This is a genomic window from Janthinobacterium breve (assembly GCF_051380895.1).
In the GTDB taxonomy this organism is placed as follows: Bacteria; Pseudomonadota; Gammaproteobacteria; order Burkholderiales; family Burkholderiaceae_D; genus Janthinobacterium.
Genome location: NZ_JBNYXY010000012.1, coordinates 184,396 through 201,185, shown reverse-complemented (window position 1 = coordinate 201,185; position 16,790 = coordinate 184,396). Strand labels below are relative to the sequence as shown.

The 16,790-nt window shown below is 63.1% G+C and carries 16 protein-coding genes; 7 read left to right on the top strand and 9 right to left on the bottom strand.

The window, feature by feature from the left end:
- Position 1: 1 nt before the first annotated feature.
- The 3 genes from ACQ4W0_RS24330 (at position 2) to ACQ4W0_RS24320 (ending at position 3,872) form a co-directional block, all read left to right on the top strand.
- Positions 2-2,335: an SUMF1/EgtB/PvdO family nonheme iron enzyme gene (locus tag ACQ4W0_RS24330; RefSeq protein WP_436579097.1), complete on the top strand. Its 2,334-nt coding sequence runs from the start codon at positions 2-4 to the stop codon at positions 2,333-2,335.
- Positions 2,336-2,589: 254 nt separating this feature from the next.
- Positions 2,590-2,988, top strand: coding sequence for an OsmC family protein (locus tag ACQ4W0_RS24325; protein WP_436579096.1), 399 nt, complete (start codon positions 2,590-2,592; stop codon positions 2,986-2,988).
- The gene (locus tag ACQ4W0_RS24320) at positions 2,985-3,872 is read left to right on the top strand and encodes a pirin family protein (RefSeq protein WP_436579095.1); all 888 of its coding nucleotides are present in this window, start codon (positions 2,985-2,987) and stop codon (positions 3,870-3,872) included. Before ACQ4W0_RS24325 ends, ACQ4W0_RS24320 begins: the two co-directional genes overlap by 4 nt.
- A gap of 57 nt (positions 3,873-3,929) precedes the next feature.
- Here ACQ4W0_RS24320 and ACQ4W0_RS24315 read toward each other — a convergent pair whose 3' ends face one another.
- A complete protein-coding gene (locus ACQ4W0_RS24315) occupies positions 3,930-4,523 on the bottom strand; it encodes a metal-dependent hydrolase (RefSeq protein ID WP_436579094.1) in 594 nt (197 codons plus the stop codon).
- A gap of 400 nt (positions 4,524-4,923) precedes the next feature.
- Positions 4,924-6,495: an FHA domain-containing protein gene (locus ACQ4W0_RS24310; protein ID WP_436579093.1), complete on the bottom strand. Its 1,572-nt coding sequence runs from the start codon at positions 6,493-6,495 to the stop codon at positions 4,924-4,926.
- Positions 6,496-6,841: 346 nt separating this feature from the next.
- On the opposite strand from ACQ4W0_RS24310, the gene ACQ4W0_RS24305 reads away from it, so the two are divergent.
- Positions 6,842-7,261: a DUF2177 family protein gene (locus tag ACQ4W0_RS24305; protein ID WP_436579092.1), complete on the top strand. Its 420-nt coding sequence runs from the start codon at positions 6,842-6,844 to the stop codon at positions 7,259-7,261.
- Here ACQ4W0_RS24305 and ACQ4W0_RS24300 read toward each other — a convergent pair.
- The 3 genes from ACQ4W0_RS24300 to ACQ4W0_RS24290 form a co-directional block, all read right to left on the bottom strand.
- Positions 7,242-8,192, bottom strand: coding sequence for a PP2C family protein-serine/threonine phosphatase (locus tag ACQ4W0_RS24300; RefSeq protein ID WP_436579091.1), 951 nt, complete (start codon positions 8,190-8,192; stop codon positions 7,242-7,244). The genes ACQ4W0_RS24305 and ACQ4W0_RS24300 overlap by 20 nt on opposite strands.
- Before the next feature lie 143 nt (positions 8,193-8,335).
- Complete coding sequence (locus tag ACQ4W0_RS24295; RefSeq protein WP_436579090.1) at positions 8,336-8,791, bottom strand: glycine zipper 2TM domain-containing protein; 456 nt, start codon at positions 8,789-8,791, stop codon at positions 8,336-8,338.
- A gap of 120 nt (positions 8,792-8,911) precedes the next feature.
- Complete coding sequence (locus ACQ4W0_RS24290) at positions 8,912-9,442, bottom strand: GNAT family N-acetyltransferase (RefSeq protein ID WP_436579089.1); 531 nt, start codon at positions 9,440-9,442, stop codon at positions 8,912-8,914.
- A gap of 201 nt (positions 9,443-9,643) precedes the next feature.
- Here ACQ4W0_RS24290 and ACQ4W0_RS24285 point away from each other — a divergent pair, with 201 nt between their 5' ends.
- Positions 9,644-11,077, top strand: a complete 1,434-nt coding sequence (locus ACQ4W0_RS24285) for a M20/M25/M40 family metallo-hydrolase (protein WP_436579088.1) — start codon at positions 9,644-9,646, stop codon at positions 11,075-11,077.
- Between the two features lie 15 nt (positions 11,078-11,092).
- Here ACQ4W0_RS24285 and ACQ4W0_RS24280 read toward each other — a convergent pair whose 3' ends face one another.
- The 3 genes from ACQ4W0_RS24280 to ACQ4W0_RS24270 form a co-directional block, all read right to left on the bottom strand.
- Positions 11,093-12,421 (bottom strand): virulence factor, encoded by a 1,329-nt coding sequence (locus tag ACQ4W0_RS24280; protein WP_436579087.1) that lies wholly within the window; start codon positions 12,419-12,421, stop codon positions 11,093-11,095.
- A 130-nt stretch (positions 12,422-12,551) separates the two neighbouring features.
- Positions 12,552-14,681, bottom strand: a complete 2,130-nt coding sequence (locus tag ACQ4W0_RS24275; RefSeq protein WP_436579086.1) for a T6SS effector phospholipase Tle3 domain-containing protein — start codon at positions 14,679-14,681, stop codon at positions 12,552-12,554.
- A gap of 140 nt (positions 14,682-14,821) precedes the next feature.
- The gene (locus ACQ4W0_RS24270; RefSeq protein ID WP_436579085.1) at positions 14,822-15,679 is read right to left on the bottom strand and encodes an MBL fold metallo-hydrolase; all 858 of its coding nucleotides are present in this window, start codon (positions 15,677-15,679) and stop codon (positions 14,822-14,824) included.
- A 177-nt stretch (positions 15,680-15,856) separates the two neighbouring features.
- Here ACQ4W0_RS24270 and ACQ4W0_RS24265 point away from each other — a divergent pair, with 177 nt between their 5' ends.
- Both ACQ4W0_RS24265 and ACQ4W0_RS24260 read left to right on the top strand, forming a co-directional pair.
- Complete coding sequence (locus tag ACQ4W0_RS24265; protein ID WP_436579084.1) at positions 15,857-16,093, top strand: hypothetical protein; 237 nt, start codon at positions 15,857-15,859, stop codon at positions 16,091-16,093.
- Positions 16,094-16,216: 123 nt separating this feature from the next.
- Entirely contained in the window at positions 16,217-16,465 is a 249-nt protein-coding gene (locus tag ACQ4W0_RS24260; protein ID WP_436579083.1) for a hypothetical protein, read from the top strand.
- A gap of 90 nt (positions 16,466-16,555) precedes the next feature.
- Here the strand turns inward: ACQ4W0_RS24260 and ACQ4W0_RS24255 are convergent, their stop codons facing one another.
- Entirely contained in the window at positions 16,556-16,777 is a 222-nt protein-coding gene (locus ACQ4W0_RS24255; RefSeq protein WP_436579082.1) for a hypothetical protein, read from the bottom strand.
- Positions 16,778-16,790 lie beyond the last annotated feature (13 nt).

The window sequence follows — 16,790 nt, the reverse complement described above, 5'->3', positions numbered from 1 at the left end:
GATGATGCAAAAAGCACGAGACAAACTGCGGGAACTGCGCGCGCTCCACGACGACGGGTTGCTCAGCGAGCAGGACTTTGAACGCCGCAAGAACGCCATCCTCGACGCCGAATACGCGCCGCCGGGCGTCGCCCCTGTGGCCGCGCCGCTGCCCGTGCGCCAGGGCACGGAACTGGGCTTCATGACGGGCCAGGAAATCGGCCCGCAAAACCGTCGCTACCGGCTCGAACGGCTGATCGGCACGGGCGGCATGGGGCAGGTGTGGCAAGCGACGGACCTGGCCACGCACGCGGAGCTGGGCAGTAGCGAAATGGTGGCGCTGAAGATTTTGCCGCCGCAGCTGACGCAGAGCGCCACGCACGCCAAGCTGCTGATCGAGGAAGCCACGCAAGCGAGGAAGCTCGCGCATGAAAACATCGTGCGCGTCTACGAATGGGCGCAGGACCCGGCCACGGCCAGCTATTTCATCATCATGGAATGCCTCGATGGCGAAGACCTCGAGCACTACCTGGGCCGCCAGGGCGCGCTGTCCCTGTCGACCGTGCAGGAATTGCTGCAGCCGGTGGCCGACGCCCTGTCGTATGCGTGGGAAAAGCACAAGCTAGTACACCGCGACATCAAGCCGGGCAATGTCTTCCTGACGGCGAAAGGCGACATCAAGCTGCTCGATTACGGTATCGCCTCGCGCGTGCGCAATGCGGACAGCAGCCTGGCGCTGGACATGCCGAACGCGGGCACCCACGGTTATCGGGCGCCCGAGGCAGGCGCCAACCAGCGCCAGCCCAGCCCGCGCCTGGACGTGTATGCGGTGGCGGTGATGATTTACCAGATGCTCGAAGGGCGCATGCCGTTTGACGATGCGCGCAGCGCCAGCCATCTGCCCTCGCCACCGCAGGCGCTCAATGCAGCGCAGTGGCAGGTGCTGCAGAACGGCTTTTCCTTGACGGCGGAACTGCGGCCGCAAGCGGTGCAAGCCTTGCTGGAAGGGCTGGAGCGCGCCGCCGGGCCGTCGCCCGAAGAATTGGCGGAACAGGCGCGCCAGCAGCAGGCGCGCGCGGCGCAGCAGGCGCAGCAACAACGGCAGGCGGCACTGGCCGCCGAACAGGCCCGCGAGGAAGAGATCAGGCGGGCCCGGATACGCCAGGAAGAACTGGACCAGCGGCGCAAGGCGGAAATCCAGGCGGCCGCGCTGGAAAAGCAGCGGCAGGACAAACTACGCCGCGAACAGGAGGCGCAGCGCCATTTCGAAGCGGAAGAGGCGCGCAAACTGCGCAAGGAGGCGCTGCGCGGCCAGTTGCGCGCGCGCCGCGAAGCCGATGCCGCCACGGCCTTGCAGGAGCATCAGGAATTGCAGCGCAAGGCCATCGTCGCCAAGGCGGAGGCGGCCTACCGCGCCGAGCAGGAACGGGCGCGCAGGGACGCGGCCAGCCGCGCCGCCGCCGCGTCGGTTCCTGCGCAGGCATCCGCGCCGGCGCCAGAAACGGAATCGGAACCCGAACATGTGCAACCGGTAGCCAATGCCGAAGGCATCTTGCGCGATGATTTTCTCGATGGCTCGGGGCAGGGGCCGGAACTGGTGCTCATTCCCAGTGGCCGCTTCCAGATGGGCGCGCACGAGACGGAACACAAGGCCGCCATCCAGGCCGGCTCGCAACAGGCCTGGCTGGAGCGCGAGACGCCGCAGCACTGGGTCGGCATCGAACGTCCGTTCGCGCTGGCTCGGCATCCCGTCAGCGTGGGTGAGTGGCGCGCTTTCGTGAGCGCGACGCAGTGGGCGGGCGGTTCCGAAACGGACTGGGACAATCCCGGTTTCGTGCAGAACGACCAGCACCCGGTGGTCGGCGTGAGCTGGAATGACGCGCAGCTGTACCTGGCGTGGCTGAGCGAGCGCACCGGCCGGCAGTACCGCCTGCCCAGCGAAGCGGAGTGGGAATACGCCTGCCGCGCCGGCACGCGTACTGCCTTCAACGTGGGCGACACGATCAGCACCGAACAAGCCAACTACGACGGCCTGTATGTCTACAACGGCGGCCCGCGCGGCGTGTACAGGGGCGGCACCAGCCCGCTGGGCAGCTTCGCGCCGAATCCCTGGGGCTTGTTCGACATGCATGGTAATGTGTGGGAATGGGTGCAGGACGTGGTGCACGACAACTACGAAGGCGCGCCCGTCGATGGCAGCGCATGGGAAGAGGGCAGCGACAGCAGCCGGCGCATCCTGCGCGGCGGCTCCTGGCTGTACCACCCGCGCTACCTGCGCTCGGCTCTGCGCAACGGTTTCTCCACCGTGCTGTCGAACGATATCGTCGGTTTCAGGGTGGCGCGCACGCTCGACTAATTCATTGTTGCATTAATCATATTGACGGATGCCTCATGAGGCGAGCGTGCATATCAACGTGGCCGATTTGTCGAAGTGGCCCGCCGTCATGCGCCCGCTGCTGGCCATGCCCAACCTCGATGCGTTTGCCGTCACCTATGGGGCATCCGGTCGATGCCGTGTTCCGTATCAAATAGCGTAGCGCCCGGGGAGCGGGCTGCGCAAAGCGGGCAAACGGTGTAAATTGTGGCTTTCCAAACGCACCAAGGAACGCCATGACCATCAAAGCCATCCGTGACCAGTCGCAAGCCATGCGCCACATCGTGCACGTGCGCGATCACATCATTTCCGCCGACGCCTCTGTGGAAGAGGGCGGCGGCGATGCCGGCCCGTCGCCGCACGACCTGTATGACGCGGCCCTGTCGGCCTGCAAGGCACTCACGGTGGTCTGGTACGCCAAACACAAGGGCATCCCCCTGGAACATGTGGAAGTGTCGACCGAGCGCGATGCCAGCGAAGAGCGCAAGGGCGTGTACCGCCTGGCCACCACCCTGCACCTGACCGGTGAACTGACGGATGCGCAGCGCCAGGAATTGCTGGCCGCGGCCGGAAAATGCCCGCTGCACAAGCTTATGACGGCCGTTACCACCGAAGTGACGACGGTGCTGGCATGAGCGCGGCCATCCTGAAAAGCCACGAAAAGGACCTCGGTGGCGGTTTTGTCGTGCGGCGTTTGCTGCCCTCGGCCGTCAAGCAGGCCGTCGGCCCTTTCATTTTCTTTGACCATTTCGGCCCCATCGACGTGGCGCCGGACGCCAACCACGACGTGCGCCCCCATCCGCATATCGGCCTGGCCACCGTCACTTACCTGTTCGAGGGCGCGATCGACCACCGCGACAGCATTGGCTCGTACCAGCGCATCGAACCGGGCGCCATCAACTGGATGACGGCCGGGCGCGGCATCGTGCATTCCGAGCGCACGCCGCACGACCTGGCCGGCCAGCCGCACCGCACGCACGGCTTGCAGCTGTGGGCCGCGCTGCCGAAGGCGCACGAAGAGGATGAGCCGAGTTTCACGCACACGCCGCAGGCCGACATTCCCGTCGTGTCGCTCGATGGCGCCGTGGTGAAAGTGTTGATCGGCACGGCCTTTGGGCAGACTTCGCCCGTGCGCAGCTATATGCAGACTTTGTACCTGGACGTGGCGCTGGAGGCGGAGCGCGAGTTGCGCCTGGAGGGCTTGCCGGCGGAAGCGGCGATCTATCCGATCAGCGGGGGCGTGCTGGTCGATGGCGTGGCGCTGGCGACGCACACCATGGCCTTGCTGGAGGAGGGTAAGGTGCCTATCGTCACGGCAGGCAGCAGCCCGGTGCAATTCGTCGTCATCGGCGGCGAGCCGCTGGACGGTCACCGTTTCCTGTTCTGGAATTTCGTCTCGTCGAGCAAGGAGCGCTTGTCGCAGGCGGCCGACGACTGGAGCGCCCAGCGCATGGGGCAGGTGCCGGGCGAGACGGAATTCATCCCGCTGCCGAAGGCACCTCTGCGCCCGGCAAGCTAGCCCCCTTGGAAGCGCGCCTGACCTGATCACATGCCACGCCGCCGGCGTCAATTGGCGTCAGGTACCCAGGCGCCAGCGCTCCTGCCACTGTTGCAGATTCGTCCAGGTCGTCTGGAGTGCGCCAGCGGACCAGTGCAGCAGGCCCTCAAACGCCAGCAGGGTGCGCCGCAGGTGGATGCCATCGAAAAACACGTGGTCGGCCACGACGGTGGCGGCCAGCCAGGCGGCGATGATGACGATGATGTCGTGGCGGCCGCTTTTCCACCAGCGCAGCGAGTGGCGGCGGAAAATCCACGGCACGCCCAGCGGATTGGGCCAGTCGGCCAGCAAATGCATAATGCCGCCCGCCGCAAAGCCGAACAGGGGCGGCGCCCACAGGTGGTGCGGCAATTGCAGGTAGGTGTAGACGAGCAGGGCGATCCAGGCCAGGCCCCAGTGGGTCCAGGTGCGGTGCGTGATCCACAGCCGGTGCGTGCGCGCCCACCAGGCCACTTCCAGCCAGTCCGGCGCCGTGCCACCCAGCGCCCCCATGACAAAGGCGAGCATGCTCAGCACTTGATAGGGGCCACCGGCGCCAGCGTGTGCGACCAGGGCTGCGGCGATCATGCCGGCAGCCCAACCGGTCGCATGATGCGCTTTGTTGGAAGCCATAGAAAATGTAAAACGCCATGCGGGCGCTGTGTGAAATGCAAGGGGTATTAACTGGATGAATATACAGTATGCAGGGGCGTGGAGGGGGGGCAATTTGCAGAATATTTGCCGATAATTTGTTAAATTTTGTGTCGCGATAGCCTTGCCAGCGAGCTCGGCAACTCATGCCGGGCGGTCAAGTGTATTGTGCAGCTGATAATGCAATTCGCGCAGGGCGCGCTATGCTGAAAGCAGTAGCTTGATTTGAGGAGGTGTCGCCATGAAAATCCCGCGCGAATTGCAGATTCCCGCCATCGTGTTTACGCTGGAAGCGGTGTTTATTTTTGGACTATCGATGATTTTTCTCGTACTGGTACCCCGCTAGTGCCTTGCGGATAACTGCAGACTTACAACAGTGTTACTACGCAGTTTGCATGGTGCTATCACACAGCGCTGCGCCTTCGGTGCGGATGATCCAGCATTCCGGATACGGTTCGCTGGCGAAGCGGTTGTGCCGCGCGAAGCCGCTGAGCTTGTCGAGCACGGTGAAGGGTGCCAGCGCTGTTTCCTTGCCGCTGGCGGTATCGAGGTGCCAGAAGCCGCCATTGCGGTGGAATAGTACGGGCAGGCAGCTGGCCTGCGGCGTGGCGAGGTGGCTTGCCGGCGTGGGCTGGGTCTCGGGCAGCAGCAGGTAAAAGCATTCGGCGCGGGCACCGTGGTCGATGCGGTGCAGGATCACGCCGTGCGCGAGCAGGGCCGTGACGCTGAGCACGACGATGCCCTTGATGCTGGCAGACAATTCGATGCGCATGCCCAGGCGCAGGGCCACGGGCTTGTGCTTGCCGGGCCACACGCCGTCGAGCAGCACGCCATAGCGCGACACGTCCTCGATTTCAAAGCCTTGCTGGCTGCGCCGGATGATGGCATGGCGGCCCGACAGGCGGCGCGTCAAGCCGTTGTTGTCCTGGCCATCGGGGCTGAAATGGCTGAGCAGCACGTCGGCTTCCGGGTCCACCAGTTCGAAGCGGCCCAGCATGCATTCTTCCAGCGCGAACAGGCGAATCTGGCGTTGTTCGCCCGCTTCCGGCGCCGCATTGACGAGGCAGGCCGCCTGGCTGGGGTGCGGATGGCAATGGCTGGTGGCGGGCAAGTCGACTTCGATCAACTCCTCGTCCCAGGCAATGGTGGTAAAACCCATGTCGATCTTGCCTTGCGGTGCAGATAAATCCACGTGGGCAATGCCGGCATTGCGCGCCGTCACGTCGAGGTTGCAGCCGTCGCCACCCGTCACGCGGGCGATCGACGCGTCGTCGGCCATCACGCGCACGTTTTTGTGCGTGCTGAGGAAGATCTGGTGGATTTCCGTCAGGGTGGCGTCGCGGCGCGGCACCAGGATGACGAAGGTGCATACCCATTTCTGCGCCACGGCGCCATCGAGATGGCTGTGCACTTCCACGTCGATCTGGTATTGCCCGTGTTCCTTGTTGCGCGAGGAAAACTCGACAAACACGGGCCGCCAGTCGCCGCGCGTGGTGCGCACGAAATCATGCTGCACATGGCCGCGGGGGATCAGGTCCGAGCGCAGGCGCAAGGTCAGCTGCGGCGCGCAGGCGGCGCTCATGCCGCGCAATTCCATTTTCAATGTCTGGCGCCCGCCTGCCGCGCGGGGATCGAAGCCGCTGATGTGCAGATGGGCTTGCACGGGCTGGTAGACAGCGAGAGCCGCTGGTGGCGCAACGGGGGCTGGCGTGAACGTCGGAGGTGCGGCGGAGAGTGGCACAGGGCTGCTCACGGCTTGAAAGACAGCGTCATGGGCCGGGGCGTGCGAAAGCGCCGTTGCCGATGGCTCGGAACGGGCGCTGCGCAGTGCGGTCAACAGGTCGTAGCTGCTGGGAGCAGTCATCGCTTGCGGGTGGTTGCCCGCGCAGACTGTATCCCCAGGCAAGACCCAGAACGTACAGTGCGGGTGCTCCGGGTTGCTGCATTTTTTCATGACATTCTGACTCGAATCGAGCGGGGACATTTTGCCCTCTGTTCTACATGAGAGCTTACGCGCTTTTGCGCTTGCTTGGCAACTTTCGCAGCGCCGGAATGCGCTCTTTTTGCCCAAATTCATGTCTCTGGTCACACCCCGCCCTACATGTCATGGAAACTATTGCTCAAAAACACATTTTATATCTTTCTGGATATGTTATTTTGATATTGCATGGAATTTCTTCCCATCGATGCGCGTGCGTGCCGGCTGGGCATTTTTAAGACCGCGATGTGAGCCTGGCGGCGTTTTGCATTATGCTGGCACAGCCGTTCCCTCCAACGCCGCCTGACTCAGAGAGATGATCATGCCTGTCCAACGCCCGCTTCAGCTTGCCATAGCTTATGGCGCCACCTTGTGTGTGTTTCTGGCCCTCGATGCCCTGTGGCTGGCGGTGCTGATGCAGGCCGTGTACGCCGCAGCGCTGGGGCCGCTGCTGGCGGAGTCGCCCCGCTGGGCGCCGGCCACGCTGTTTTATCTGTTATACGTGGCGGGGCTGCTGGTCTTTGCCATCCTGCCCGGACTGCGCGCGCGCCGCGGGCGCACGGCGGCAGCACTGGGGGCGCTGCTGGGGCTGCTTGCCTATGGCACCTATGATTTGAGTAACTATGCGACCTTGCGTGACTGGCCGCTGGGCTTGACGGTGATCGACATGGCCTGGGGCAGCGTGCTGTCAGCCGTGTCGGCGACGGCCGGTTATTTGGCAGCTAGCCGGCTGGGGCGCTGAACGCCGCGCCAAAGCGTAGCGCCAGCAAGGTAATGTTGTCGCTGTGCAAGCCCTTTGGCGGGTGGGAGAGAAAGTCGTCAAACAGGGCGCCGACAGCCTGTGCCGCGGTCTTGCCGGCACACAAGGCGGGCCAGCGGCCCGTGAGGGCCAGCGGATCCTCGCAGGCCCAGAAACCGTCGCTGGCCAGCACATAGTGGGCGCCGGGCCGCACGCGCAGCACGCGGCGGTCGCCCAGGTGCGCCAGAAAGGGCGGCAAGGTGGATGCATCGAGGCCGCGCAGGGGCTTGTCGAGTTGCAAGTTGTCACTGATGGCGTTGCCTAAAATAAATGCCTGCGAAATTTGCGGATGGTGCTCGCCATGCACGGCGGCGCGCCAGCGCGTTTCATCGAGCGCGCCGCGCATGGCGTACACGGTGGCTGGCACGTGGTCGACGGTCAGGATGCTGGCCGCGCCGTCGACCAGTTCATACAGGCGCGAATCGCCCACGTGATACAGCAGCGGCGCTTCGCCGGGTGGCACTTCCAGCAAGGTCAGGGTGGTGCCGGGCGGACGCGCTTGGGCTGGCGCATCCCTCGCGAAACTGTCCTGCAAGCGCGTGTGCAAGGCGTCGAGCCTGGCTGACAGGCTGGCCGTGTCGAGGCAGGCGGGCACGGCCAGCAAACCTTGCACGGCCGCTTCCGCCGCCTCGCGACCTTGGCCGTGGCCACCCATGCCATCGAGCACGGCGGCGCGCACGTGGCCGGGCGGCCAGCCCGGTACCTGGCAGTGGAACGGCGCCTGCCCCGACAGGCAGACAGCGTGGCCGCTGGCATCGATCAGCAGGAAGTTATCCTGGTTCTCGCGCCGCGTCACGGGGCCGGCGCCCACGCTGCTGCCGGCGGCGGCGTCGAGCCAGGGGCCGAAGTCTAGCGCGTCTTTAAGTAAATGCATCGGTTGGAGCGGTCCAGGCGGCCAGCAATGTTAATCATAGGACACAGCTTAGCCGAAATTGTGCGTCGGTGATACCTTGCTTTTCTTATAAAAAAACCTGCGGCAGCAGGCTGACGCAGGTTTTTCATGGTGCAAGGTGGTACTCAACGGCGATGGCCCCAGCCGTGGCCGCGGTCATGGTCACGGTAGTCTCGGTCATAGTAGTCGCGGCGGCCATGGTCGCGGTAGTAGCCGCGGCCCGGTTGCACGTAGACGACAGCCGGCGGACCGTAGTAGCGCGGTGGTGGCGCGTAATACACAGGCTGCGGCGCAGGCTGGTAGTAGACGGGCTGTGGCGCGGGCTGGTAATACGTTTCACGGTAGCCGCCGCGATAGCCGCCACGGTCATAATAGCGGTCATTCGTGCTGATGCTGTTGCCGACGGCCGCGCCAAGCACGCCACCGACGATCGCGCCGTTACGGCCGCCGGTGCTGTTGCCAATGGCCGCTCCGACAACGGCGCCTGCAACGGTATTGAAGTCGCGGTCACCGGCAACTGCGGCCGAAGACACAGCCACTGCCGCTACCATTACCGCACCCAGGAGTTTCTTGTTCAACATGGCATTTCCTTCCATTCCGGCGAGATCACGATGATCTGCATGAACTGGACTATATCTGCTGCTCCCTGCTTGTTCCACGTCTAATACAACTTATTACATTCCTGCCCCGATGGTAACAAGTCAGCGCAGGCGTGCCTGCCATTCGGGGCGTAGCAGGCTGTACATTTTGGCATCGCGCATCACGCCGTTGATAAAGAAGGCCTGGCGCATCAAGCCTTCCTGGGTAAAGCCGTTCTTTTGCGCGATGCGCTCGGAGCCTATGTTCAGCGGGTCCATCAGCAGTTCCAGCCGGTGATATGGATAGGCGCTGAACAGGTAGTCGATCACTAGGCGCGTCGCTTCGCTGATGTAGCCTTGTCCGTCCCGCCGCCGGTCGAACAGGCGGTAACCGATCTCGCGCGAGGCTGGCGTGCGGCTCTTGAAATGCGTGATCGTGCCGATGACGTGCTGGGCATGATCTTCGATGAGGAACAATTCGCTGTCCTCGGTGACAAAGCCCGATTGCAGGAAATCGCGCCGCATGGCCTCGGGTGACTTGAATTGCATCGAAAAAAACTCGCCGCGCGAGGGCAAGTCGTTGACGAAGGAAATATAGGCATTCAGGTCGGCGGCCTGCAAATGCCGGACGGTACAGAGTGTTCCCTTGAGCATGGCGGTTTCCGGTAGCGATCACGATCTTGATGGTAATCGACTCTTGGGGAAAGAGGCAATCGATGCCGTAAAAGTTGCTGCAATGACAGAATAAATACGCTATCGTAGAAAGCCGCGCCTTGCCCATGGCCACGGCGTACCCGCTTCGACCTTGTTGACTGGAACTGACATCACATGCATACCATCCTGACTGGCGCGCCAATGCGCCGTTCTTCTTTGCCCATCGCCATTGCCATCGCCCTTGGCTGCGCCGCCAGCGCCGGCGCCTTTGCTGCTGCGCCAGGCAATACGCCGCAAGCGCTGGCGCAGGTGCGCGACACGGCGCTGCAAAGCGACTGGGCGTATGCCCGCCTGGCCGACATGACGGATTTGATCGGCCCGCGCCTGTCCGGCTCCGCTGGCGCGGCGGCCGCCGTGCAGCAGGTGGCCGAGGCCATGCGCCAGCTGGGGGCCACCGTCACCTTGCAGCCCGTGAAAGTGCCGCACTGGGTGCGCGGCGTGGAAACCGCGGAAATCGTCGACTACGCGGGCCGTCCGCAGGGCGTGTCGCAGCGCGTGGTGCTCACCGCCCTGGGCGGCTCGGGCGCCACCCCGGCCGCCGGCCTGACGGCGCCCCTCATCATCGTCAAAAGCATGGAAGAACTCAAGGCGCGCGCGGCGCAAGTGAAGGGTGCCATCGTGCTGATCGACACGCCGTTCGACCAGGAGATGGCCGAGCGGGGATTGGCCGGCGTCACCTATGGCCAGGGTTCGCGCGCGCGCTTCCTGGGCCCCAAGGCGGCGGCCGACCTGGGCGCGGCTGCCGCGCTGGTGCGCTCGATCGGCGGCGCGAACTTCCGCATTCCGCACACGGGCGCCACGGGCCTCGATGACAACAAGCGCATTCCCGCCGCCGCCGTTACGGTGGAAGACGCCTTGCTGATCGGACGCCTGGCCGCGCGCGGCCCGATGAACATGCACCTGACGTTGACGCCGCAAAACCTGCCCGACGCGGACAGCTACAACGTGGTCGCCGACTGGCCGGGTACGGACAAGGCCGATGAAGTGGTGGTGGTCTCGGGCCACCTCGACTCCTGGGATCTGGCCACGGGTGCGCACGACGACGGCGCCGGCGTGGTGGCGGCCATGGGCGTGGTGGAAACCCTGCAAAAGCTCGACTACCGCCCGCGTCGCACCATCCGCGTGATCGCCTGGATGAACGAGGAAAACGGCGGGCGCGGCGGCCAGGCGTATTTCGACGCCCACAAGCAGGCGCTGGGCAAGCAATATGCGGCCATCGAAATGGACAGCGGCGCCGGGCGCCCGTTCGGCATCCTCGCCAGCGTGGGACCGAAGTCGGAAAAACTGTTCGCCCCGCTGCGCGCCGCCCTGCAGCCGATGGGCGCGCACGCGTTCACGCGTCGCGACGCGCTGGGTACGGGCGACTTGCACCGCCTGGAAACGGGCGGCGTGCCCAGTTTCGAGCCGTTGGTCGACAGCCATAGCTACTTCCACTACCACCACACGCCGGCCGACACCTTGGACAAGGTCGACCCGGAGAACCTGAAGCGCAACGTGGCGCTGATGTCGTCGCTGGCCTGGTTCCTGGCCAATATCGATGGCGAGATCGGGCGCGCGCCGGAGCAGGTGGAATAAGGAGGGCATGCCTTCTCACTGCGAGTAACCCTGCATAGTATCCGCCGCATCGTGGCGGATGCCCCACCACGGCAAGTAGGCATTGTTTTCGCCGCGCGCGCGGAACCACGGCTTGTCGTGGGCGATCGGGCGCACCGTGGCAGGCGGCGTGACCAGCACGCCCGTGACGCTGTCCGGATCGCTGGTGCCCGCCACCAGCACGCTCTTGCCGACGTGGTTTGCATGGGCGATGCCCAGGGCCACGTTGGTCAGCGCCGTGCCGGCACCCATTTCGCCCAGCAGCGCTGGCGTATTGAAGGTTTGTGGCAGGAAGTCGAAGTCCGGCACTTCCAGGGTCAGCGCCTGCGCCAGCTGGCCCAGTCGGTCGGAGGAGGTGGCCAGGGCCTTGCTGGCGTCGTGGATGACATAGCCAATATCGGTTTCCGTCTTGCCGCCATGGTGCGCCGCCTCGGCGAACGCCGCCTGCCAGGCTTGCACGGCGCGCGGCGGCTTGTCCTTGGCCAGTTCAAAGTCAGCCACATTTTTCGTGGCCGGATAGCCTATCCACGCCAGCGCCGCGCGCTCCGTCTTGTAATCGGGGCCGGCCAGCACCAGCAGCACCAGGTTTTCATTGATCTGCATGGTTTTCGGCCGGCTTGGCGCATCCCAGTTCATGACCCACACGGTTTGCTTCGGATGCGCTTCCAGGTAGGCCAGCGCGGCGTGCAGGGACGTGAAGCCCGCATTGTTGCCGCCCATGGTGATGCGCACGTCGGGCGGCGTGGCGCGGGTCCAGAGGGTGGGGAAGTGGGTGTTGCCGATGTTGAAGGTGTCGGTGATGGTTTGCTGCGTGAATTGGTGTACTTCTGCCAGATCGAATTTTCCTTCAGGCAGGGCATATTCAACGCGTATGCCTGCCAGTTCGCGCCAGTTCTGTTTTTTATCTTTGGGGTAGACGTGATAGAAGTAGGTAGGGCTGGAATAATAAATATCATGGAAATTGGTCATCAGTTCGCGCAGATATTTATGGTGATAGCCCTTGAACGTTTCCGTGCCATCGAGATCGTGAGCAATGGGGGCGACGGCCTGCAAGGTACTGAAGCCCCTGGGATCCGTCCTGACCATATCGTCATTCTTGTTGGGTTTGGCCAATCCCAACGTCCATAGCAGTTGCCACTCGGTCGGATAGTCGAGGCGCTGCAGTGGATTGAGCCACTGCAGGCCCACGACTTGTGCCCGGAAAGGAGCATGGGCCGTGATTTTCGGGAGATCGTCTTCTTTCTGGGCTGGCTTCACGGCGCAGGCCGTCAATAGCGCGTACAGGGTGACAGCGGCGAGCATGGGCAGCGCAAGGAACTGTTTCATGAGGTCTCCAGGTGAATGGACGTGCTGGTGGCCGGCATAGCCCGGCCAGATGGACCAAAGTGCCAGGAAAATGACGAAGAGAAATGTGGTGAGCGCCCAGGCCAATCGCTGGCGCGGCGTGGCGATGAACTTACGCACCGCCAGTCCTCAGCGCAAAGTTGGTGGAAGTGTCGGCAGGCATGGAATTCTGGCGTTCGTCGATGATGCCTTTTGGCTTTCTGACAGGGCTGTCTTTGTCATTTGCCCACGTAAATAAAGGGACATTTTTAAATGTTCCATTGTCGTAGTACTCAAAGAACTCCCCACACTCGAAAGATGCGCCTTTCAACAGTCTCCAATCCGCCGCAACCCTTAATTCGCGCAGCGCCTCCTGCTTGATCGTGCACACGCCCACCGCCACGTCATACGCCAGCGCCTTTTGCGCATGCTCGGGATTGGTCATGATGGTCGAGTGATCGGTGGCATGAGTGTCGATATTGGCGGCCAGGTAGGTCTGGATTTCGTTCTTGCGCCAGGCATTGAATTCCTTGGAAGCCTCCTCCGGCTTGTCCACCGCCGTCACAGGCTTGCCCTTTTCGACCCAGCCGTCACGCCTGGCCTGCATGCGCAGCATGCCGTTTTGTTCGTAGCGCAGCGCCGCCTCGGCTTGCGCATCGCCCTTGCCCTGAGGACGGTAAGGCGCGTACGCGTCATCGGCTTCGGCGGTGCGGTCCTTGTGCAGGGAGTCGGCCGGGGCATCGCAGTCTTCGTCAAATTGTTCGCTGGTGTCTGCAAAGCGTGTCGAGCGTGGCAGGAATGCCTCGGGCAGCTTGGGTGCCTTCATCGGCAGCCGCCAGGACTTGGGCGGCAGGGCGTTGATGCGCGTGCCGGCAGTCTTGGCGAGAATAATGACGATGGGCGCGAACAAAAAGGTCAGTATCTTGCGCCCGATGCCTTTGCTGGCCCGCATGCCCTTTGCGATCGAGTATTCGGCGACCAGCGAATGCGGGTGCCAGAAATCGATGCTGTCCGGTGTCAAGGGCTGGCCATTACGCTGCCAGATATCGTAGTCCTTTTCATTTTCTTGGCCGAAAAGGTGATTTTGCGCAAACACGCGCTGGGTGAAGACGCCTTCGCCGCCCGTATCGGCAATTTCCTGCGCCGACATGCCGCGCCAGCCTATGCCCTGCACGGGCGTGGCGGAAATCACCTGGTCGTGCGGATTGAAATACAGGGTGACCCTGCCATAGGTGGAACCATGCAAGCCGTAGTCTGCGCGGTCGAACGCGGCCGTATAGCTGTCCTTGCGTTCAGGCTTGTGATTGGCGCTGCACTCGTCGACAAAGGCCGCATCCTGCTGCATTGCCGAACGGTTGCGCAGGATGTTGAAAAACGCTTTCAAGGTTTGCGTGCGGGCTTCATACTTTTGCCGGCCCGTATTGCCATGCTCATCCTTCAAGTGGCCGCTGACCCAGTTTTCCGTGAAATTGCTATCGAGCAGGCTGTAGGGGGGATTGCACAGCACATAACAGTCGGCCACGGCGGAAGCGCCCAGCGTTTCGCCGAGAAAGGCGGCCGCCATGGCCACCATATTGCCCTGGCTATGGCAGACGATGGTGACGGGTGCGTCGTGCTGGCACGCCCTGATCGATTGCACGAGACGCGCCAGGCGCCACGCGGCAAACACGAAATACGGGCGCGGCGGGCAGGCATACACTTGCCGGTCATTCGTCGGGTTCATGTGCTGGATATGCATCCACAGGAACAGCTCCTCTGACAAGCCCTGGCCCCACAGGTCAGGCAGGGCGCTGCAGCCGTTGGCGAACGGTCCGCCGCCCCAGTAATTCTTTTCGTTGAGATAGATGCCGTCGCCAAATGCCTGCAATTCCTCGCCGTTGGCCTTGTAGCCCCAGCGAAAGCGGATCACGGGCGAATTGGCGTCGTCCGCTTGCAGGAAGGTGGTGGCATTGCGCTTGGGATTGAGGAAGCCGTCGTCCGTCAATTCGCGTGCGTAAGTGGCGGCCTTCATCTGCCCTGCGGCCGGGCCGGGGATGACCAGGTCCTCATCGCGGCGTTTCAGGCGGGCATTCAGGCCTTTGCACAGGCCTTGTTCGGCCTGCTCATACCATTCGCCGTCGGAATTGACGCCGTGCACAAAGATGATGATGCCGGGACGCGGCAATCGCGTGACGGCCTTGAGCAGCGCATGGCTGAACAAGGTCGTGCCTTCGGCTTCTGCCAGCAGCATGCAGTCGGCGCCTGGCGTGTAGTGGGGAACCATGTGGGCGCTCCGGCAACGTTAAACAGGAAAATCGGCGCCCAAGCGAACCCAGGCAATCTGCACTGTATGCGGATTGCCTGGGGCGGGACTTGCGTGGTGTCAAGAAAGGAGCTGCGATGGGCGGGGAGTGCCCGGGGGAATCAAATCGCGTTCAGCGGAATCTTCAGGTAGCGCACGCCGTTTTCTTCCGGTTCGGGCAGCTTGCCCGCGTTGATGTTGACCTGGATGGCGGGCAAGATCAATGTCGGCATGTCCAGGGTGGCGTCGCGGCCCGTGCGCATGGCCACGAATTGTTCTTCCGTGATGCCGTCGCGCAAATGGATGTTGCTGGCGCGCTGTTCGGCCACTGTCACTTCCCAGCGCGGCGCGCGCCCGTTGGGCGGGTAGTCGTGGCACATGAACAGCCGCGTTTGCGGCGGCAGCGCCAGCAGGCGTTGCACGGAGCGGTATAGCAGGGACGCGGAGCCGCCTGGAAAGTCGCAGCGGGCCGAGCCGACGTCCGGCATGAACAGGGTGTCGCCGACGAAGACGGCGTCGCCGATCTGGTAGGCCAGGTCGGCCGGCGTGTGGCCGGGCACGTGCAGGGCGCGCACCTCCAACTGGCCAATATGAAATACCTGGTCGGGCGCGAACAGCTGGTCGAACTGCGAGCCGTCGGCCTTGGCGTCATCCTGGTGGTAGACGGCGGCGAACGCTTGCTGCACCGTCTGGATGGCGGCGCCGATGGCCACGTCGCCGCCCAGCTGCTGCTGCAGGTAGGGCGCGGCGGACAGGTGGTCGGCATGCGCATGGGTTTCCAGCAGCCAGCGGCATTGCAAGCCATGTTCGCGCACGAAGGCGATCACCTTGTCGGCCGACGTGGTCGAGGTACGGCCCGCTTTGGGATCGTAGTCGAGCACGGAATCGATGATGGCGCAGTCCTGTCCATCCGCTGCGTAGACGACATAGGTGACGGTGGCGGTGGCAGGGTCGAAGAAAGCTTGGATTTGTGGAGTCATCGCGGTGGCAAAGTACGGACAGGGAAGGGCATTATATCGCCAGAGTGCGCTAAAAAAATGGTGAGAATTGACATTGAGCATGCGAAAAACAGATAAGCGGGCATGCGTGTACCCGTTGCAGTCGTGCGCACCTTGGCGCTTGCTGCGTGGTAACCTCATTCCTCCAAGGAGGAATTCATGAACGATATCATTGCACGCAGCGAACAGTACCGCGGTTATACGATTTCGGTGACCCCGCAGAAGGACAACGACGATTTATGGGATTTTACCTACCGCCTGCAGCGCGAGGGCGAGAGCGCGGCGCAAGCGATCACGCGCAGCCGCACCCTGGGCGGCTACGCGGCGCCCGAGACGGCTTGCACGGCCGGCCTGGAAGTGGCCAGGACGGAAGTGGATAATCTGCTGCGTCCTTGAGTCAGCGTAAATCGTTTAGCCCGAAAGTCAGCCTGACCGCACGCTGGCGCGTGAAACACGTCGCTAGCGGTCGCGCTTCATGCTACGATTTCTACTATTGAGTCAGTCACAAGGAGGCACCCCATGGAAAACAGTTCTAAAATTCACTATAAAGGCTGGGAAATCGTTCCTCTGGTCGTGCCCACCACCGATGGCAAATGGTCGGCCAGCTGCGACATCGAACGCGCCACCGCGGAAGGACTGGAAGTGTTCGAAGGCTCGACCATGCAGTTCGTGCGCGACGACGAGGATGGCGCCATTGCCGCTGCCTGCGAAGAAGCCGTGCGTCAGATCGACAACATCATCGCCAACCCGCTGGTACGGCTGGCCTGATTTTTGTTTTTGCAGTCTCATGGTGTTCCTGCAGCCGGCGCCCGCCGGCTGTTTTGCATTTGGCGCGCCGCAACGTCTGCGCCCAGCCTGCTAAATCCACAGCCTGTTGCAGGTTTCAATATGATGTTTCATATGAAATAATTGAAACATAATTGAAACATCGCTGACCTCAATCGTGACATCGCTGTTCCCTTGCGTGACACTGCGCGCCACGCCGATACCTGGCGGTTTCCCCCGTATTTCACTGTGTATTGGCGTACTTTCCGGGTATTCGCGCGGCCCTGGCACGGCACTTGCAATACTGAAGCTCATAGCAAGTCCATGA

Excerpts from the sequence above, each read along its gene's own strand:
- ACQ4W0_RS24310 (WP_436579093.1), bottom strand. The coding sequence starts at position 6,495 with ATGAAAAAATGCAGCAACCCGGAGCACCCGCACTGTACGTTCTGGGTC.
- ACQ4W0_RS24300 (WP_436579091.1), bottom strand. The coding sequence starts at position 8,192 with ATGCATTTACTTAAAGACGCGCTAGACTTCGGCCCCTGGCTCGACGCC.
- ACQ4W0_RS24315 (WP_436579094.1), bottom strand. The coding sequence starts at position 4,523 with ATGGCTTCCAACAAAGCGCATCATGCGACCGGTTGGGCTGCCGGCATG.
- ACQ4W0_RS24280 (WP_436579087.1), bottom strand. The coding sequence starts at position 12,421 with ATGAAACAGTTCCTTGCGCTGCCCATGCTCGCCGCTGTCACCCTGTAC.
- ACQ4W0_RS24255 (WP_436579082.1), bottom strand. The coding sequence starts at position 16,777 with ATGAGCTTCAGTATTGCAAGTGCCGTGCCAGGGCCGCGCGAATACCCG.
- ACQ4W0_RS24270 (WP_436579085.1), bottom strand. The coding sequence starts at position 15,679 with ATGACTCCACAAATCCAAGCTTTCTTCGACCCTGCCACCGCCACCGTC.
- ACQ4W0_RS24295 (WP_436579090.1), bottom strand. The coding sequence starts at position 8,791 with ATGTTGAACAAGAAACTCCTGGGTGCGGTAATGGTAGCGGCAGTGGCT.
- ACQ4W0_RS24265 (WP_436579084.1), top strand. The coding sequence starts at position 15,857 with ATGAACGATATCATTGCACGCAGCGAACAGTACCGCGGTTATACGATT.
- ACQ4W0_RS24320 (WP_436579095.1), top strand. The coding sequence starts at position 2,985 with ATGAGCGCGGCCATCCTGAAAAGCCACGAAAAGGACCTCGGTGGCGGT.
- ACQ4W0_RS24260 (WP_436579083.1), top strand. The coding sequence starts at position 16,217 with ATGGAAAACAGTTCTAAAATTCACTATAAAGGCTGGGAAATCGTTCCT.
- ACQ4W0_RS24330 (WP_436579097.1), top strand. The coding sequence starts at position 2 with ATGATGCAAAAAGCACGAGACAAACTGCGGGAACTGCGCGCGCTCCAC.
- ACQ4W0_RS24290 (WP_436579089.1), bottom strand. The coding sequence starts at position 9,442 with ATGCTCAAGGGAACACTCTGTACCGTCCGGCATTTGCAGGCCGCCGAC.
- ACQ4W0_RS24325 (WP_436579096.1), top strand. The coding sequence starts at position 2,590 with ATGACCATCAAAGCCATCCGTGACCAGTCGCAAGCCATGCGCCACATC.
- ACQ4W0_RS24305 (WP_436579092.1), top strand. The coding sequence starts at position 6,842 with ATGCCTGTCCAACGCCCGCTTCAGCTTGCCATAGCTTATGGCGCCACC.
- ACQ4W0_RS24285 (WP_436579088.1), top strand. The coding sequence starts at position 9,644 with ATGCGCCGTTCTTCTTTGCCCATCGCCATTGCCATCGCCCTTGGCTGC.
- ACQ4W0_RS24275 (WP_436579086.1), bottom strand. The coding sequence starts at position 14,681 with ATGGTTCCCCACTACACGCCAGGCGCCGACTGCATGCTGCTGGCAGAA.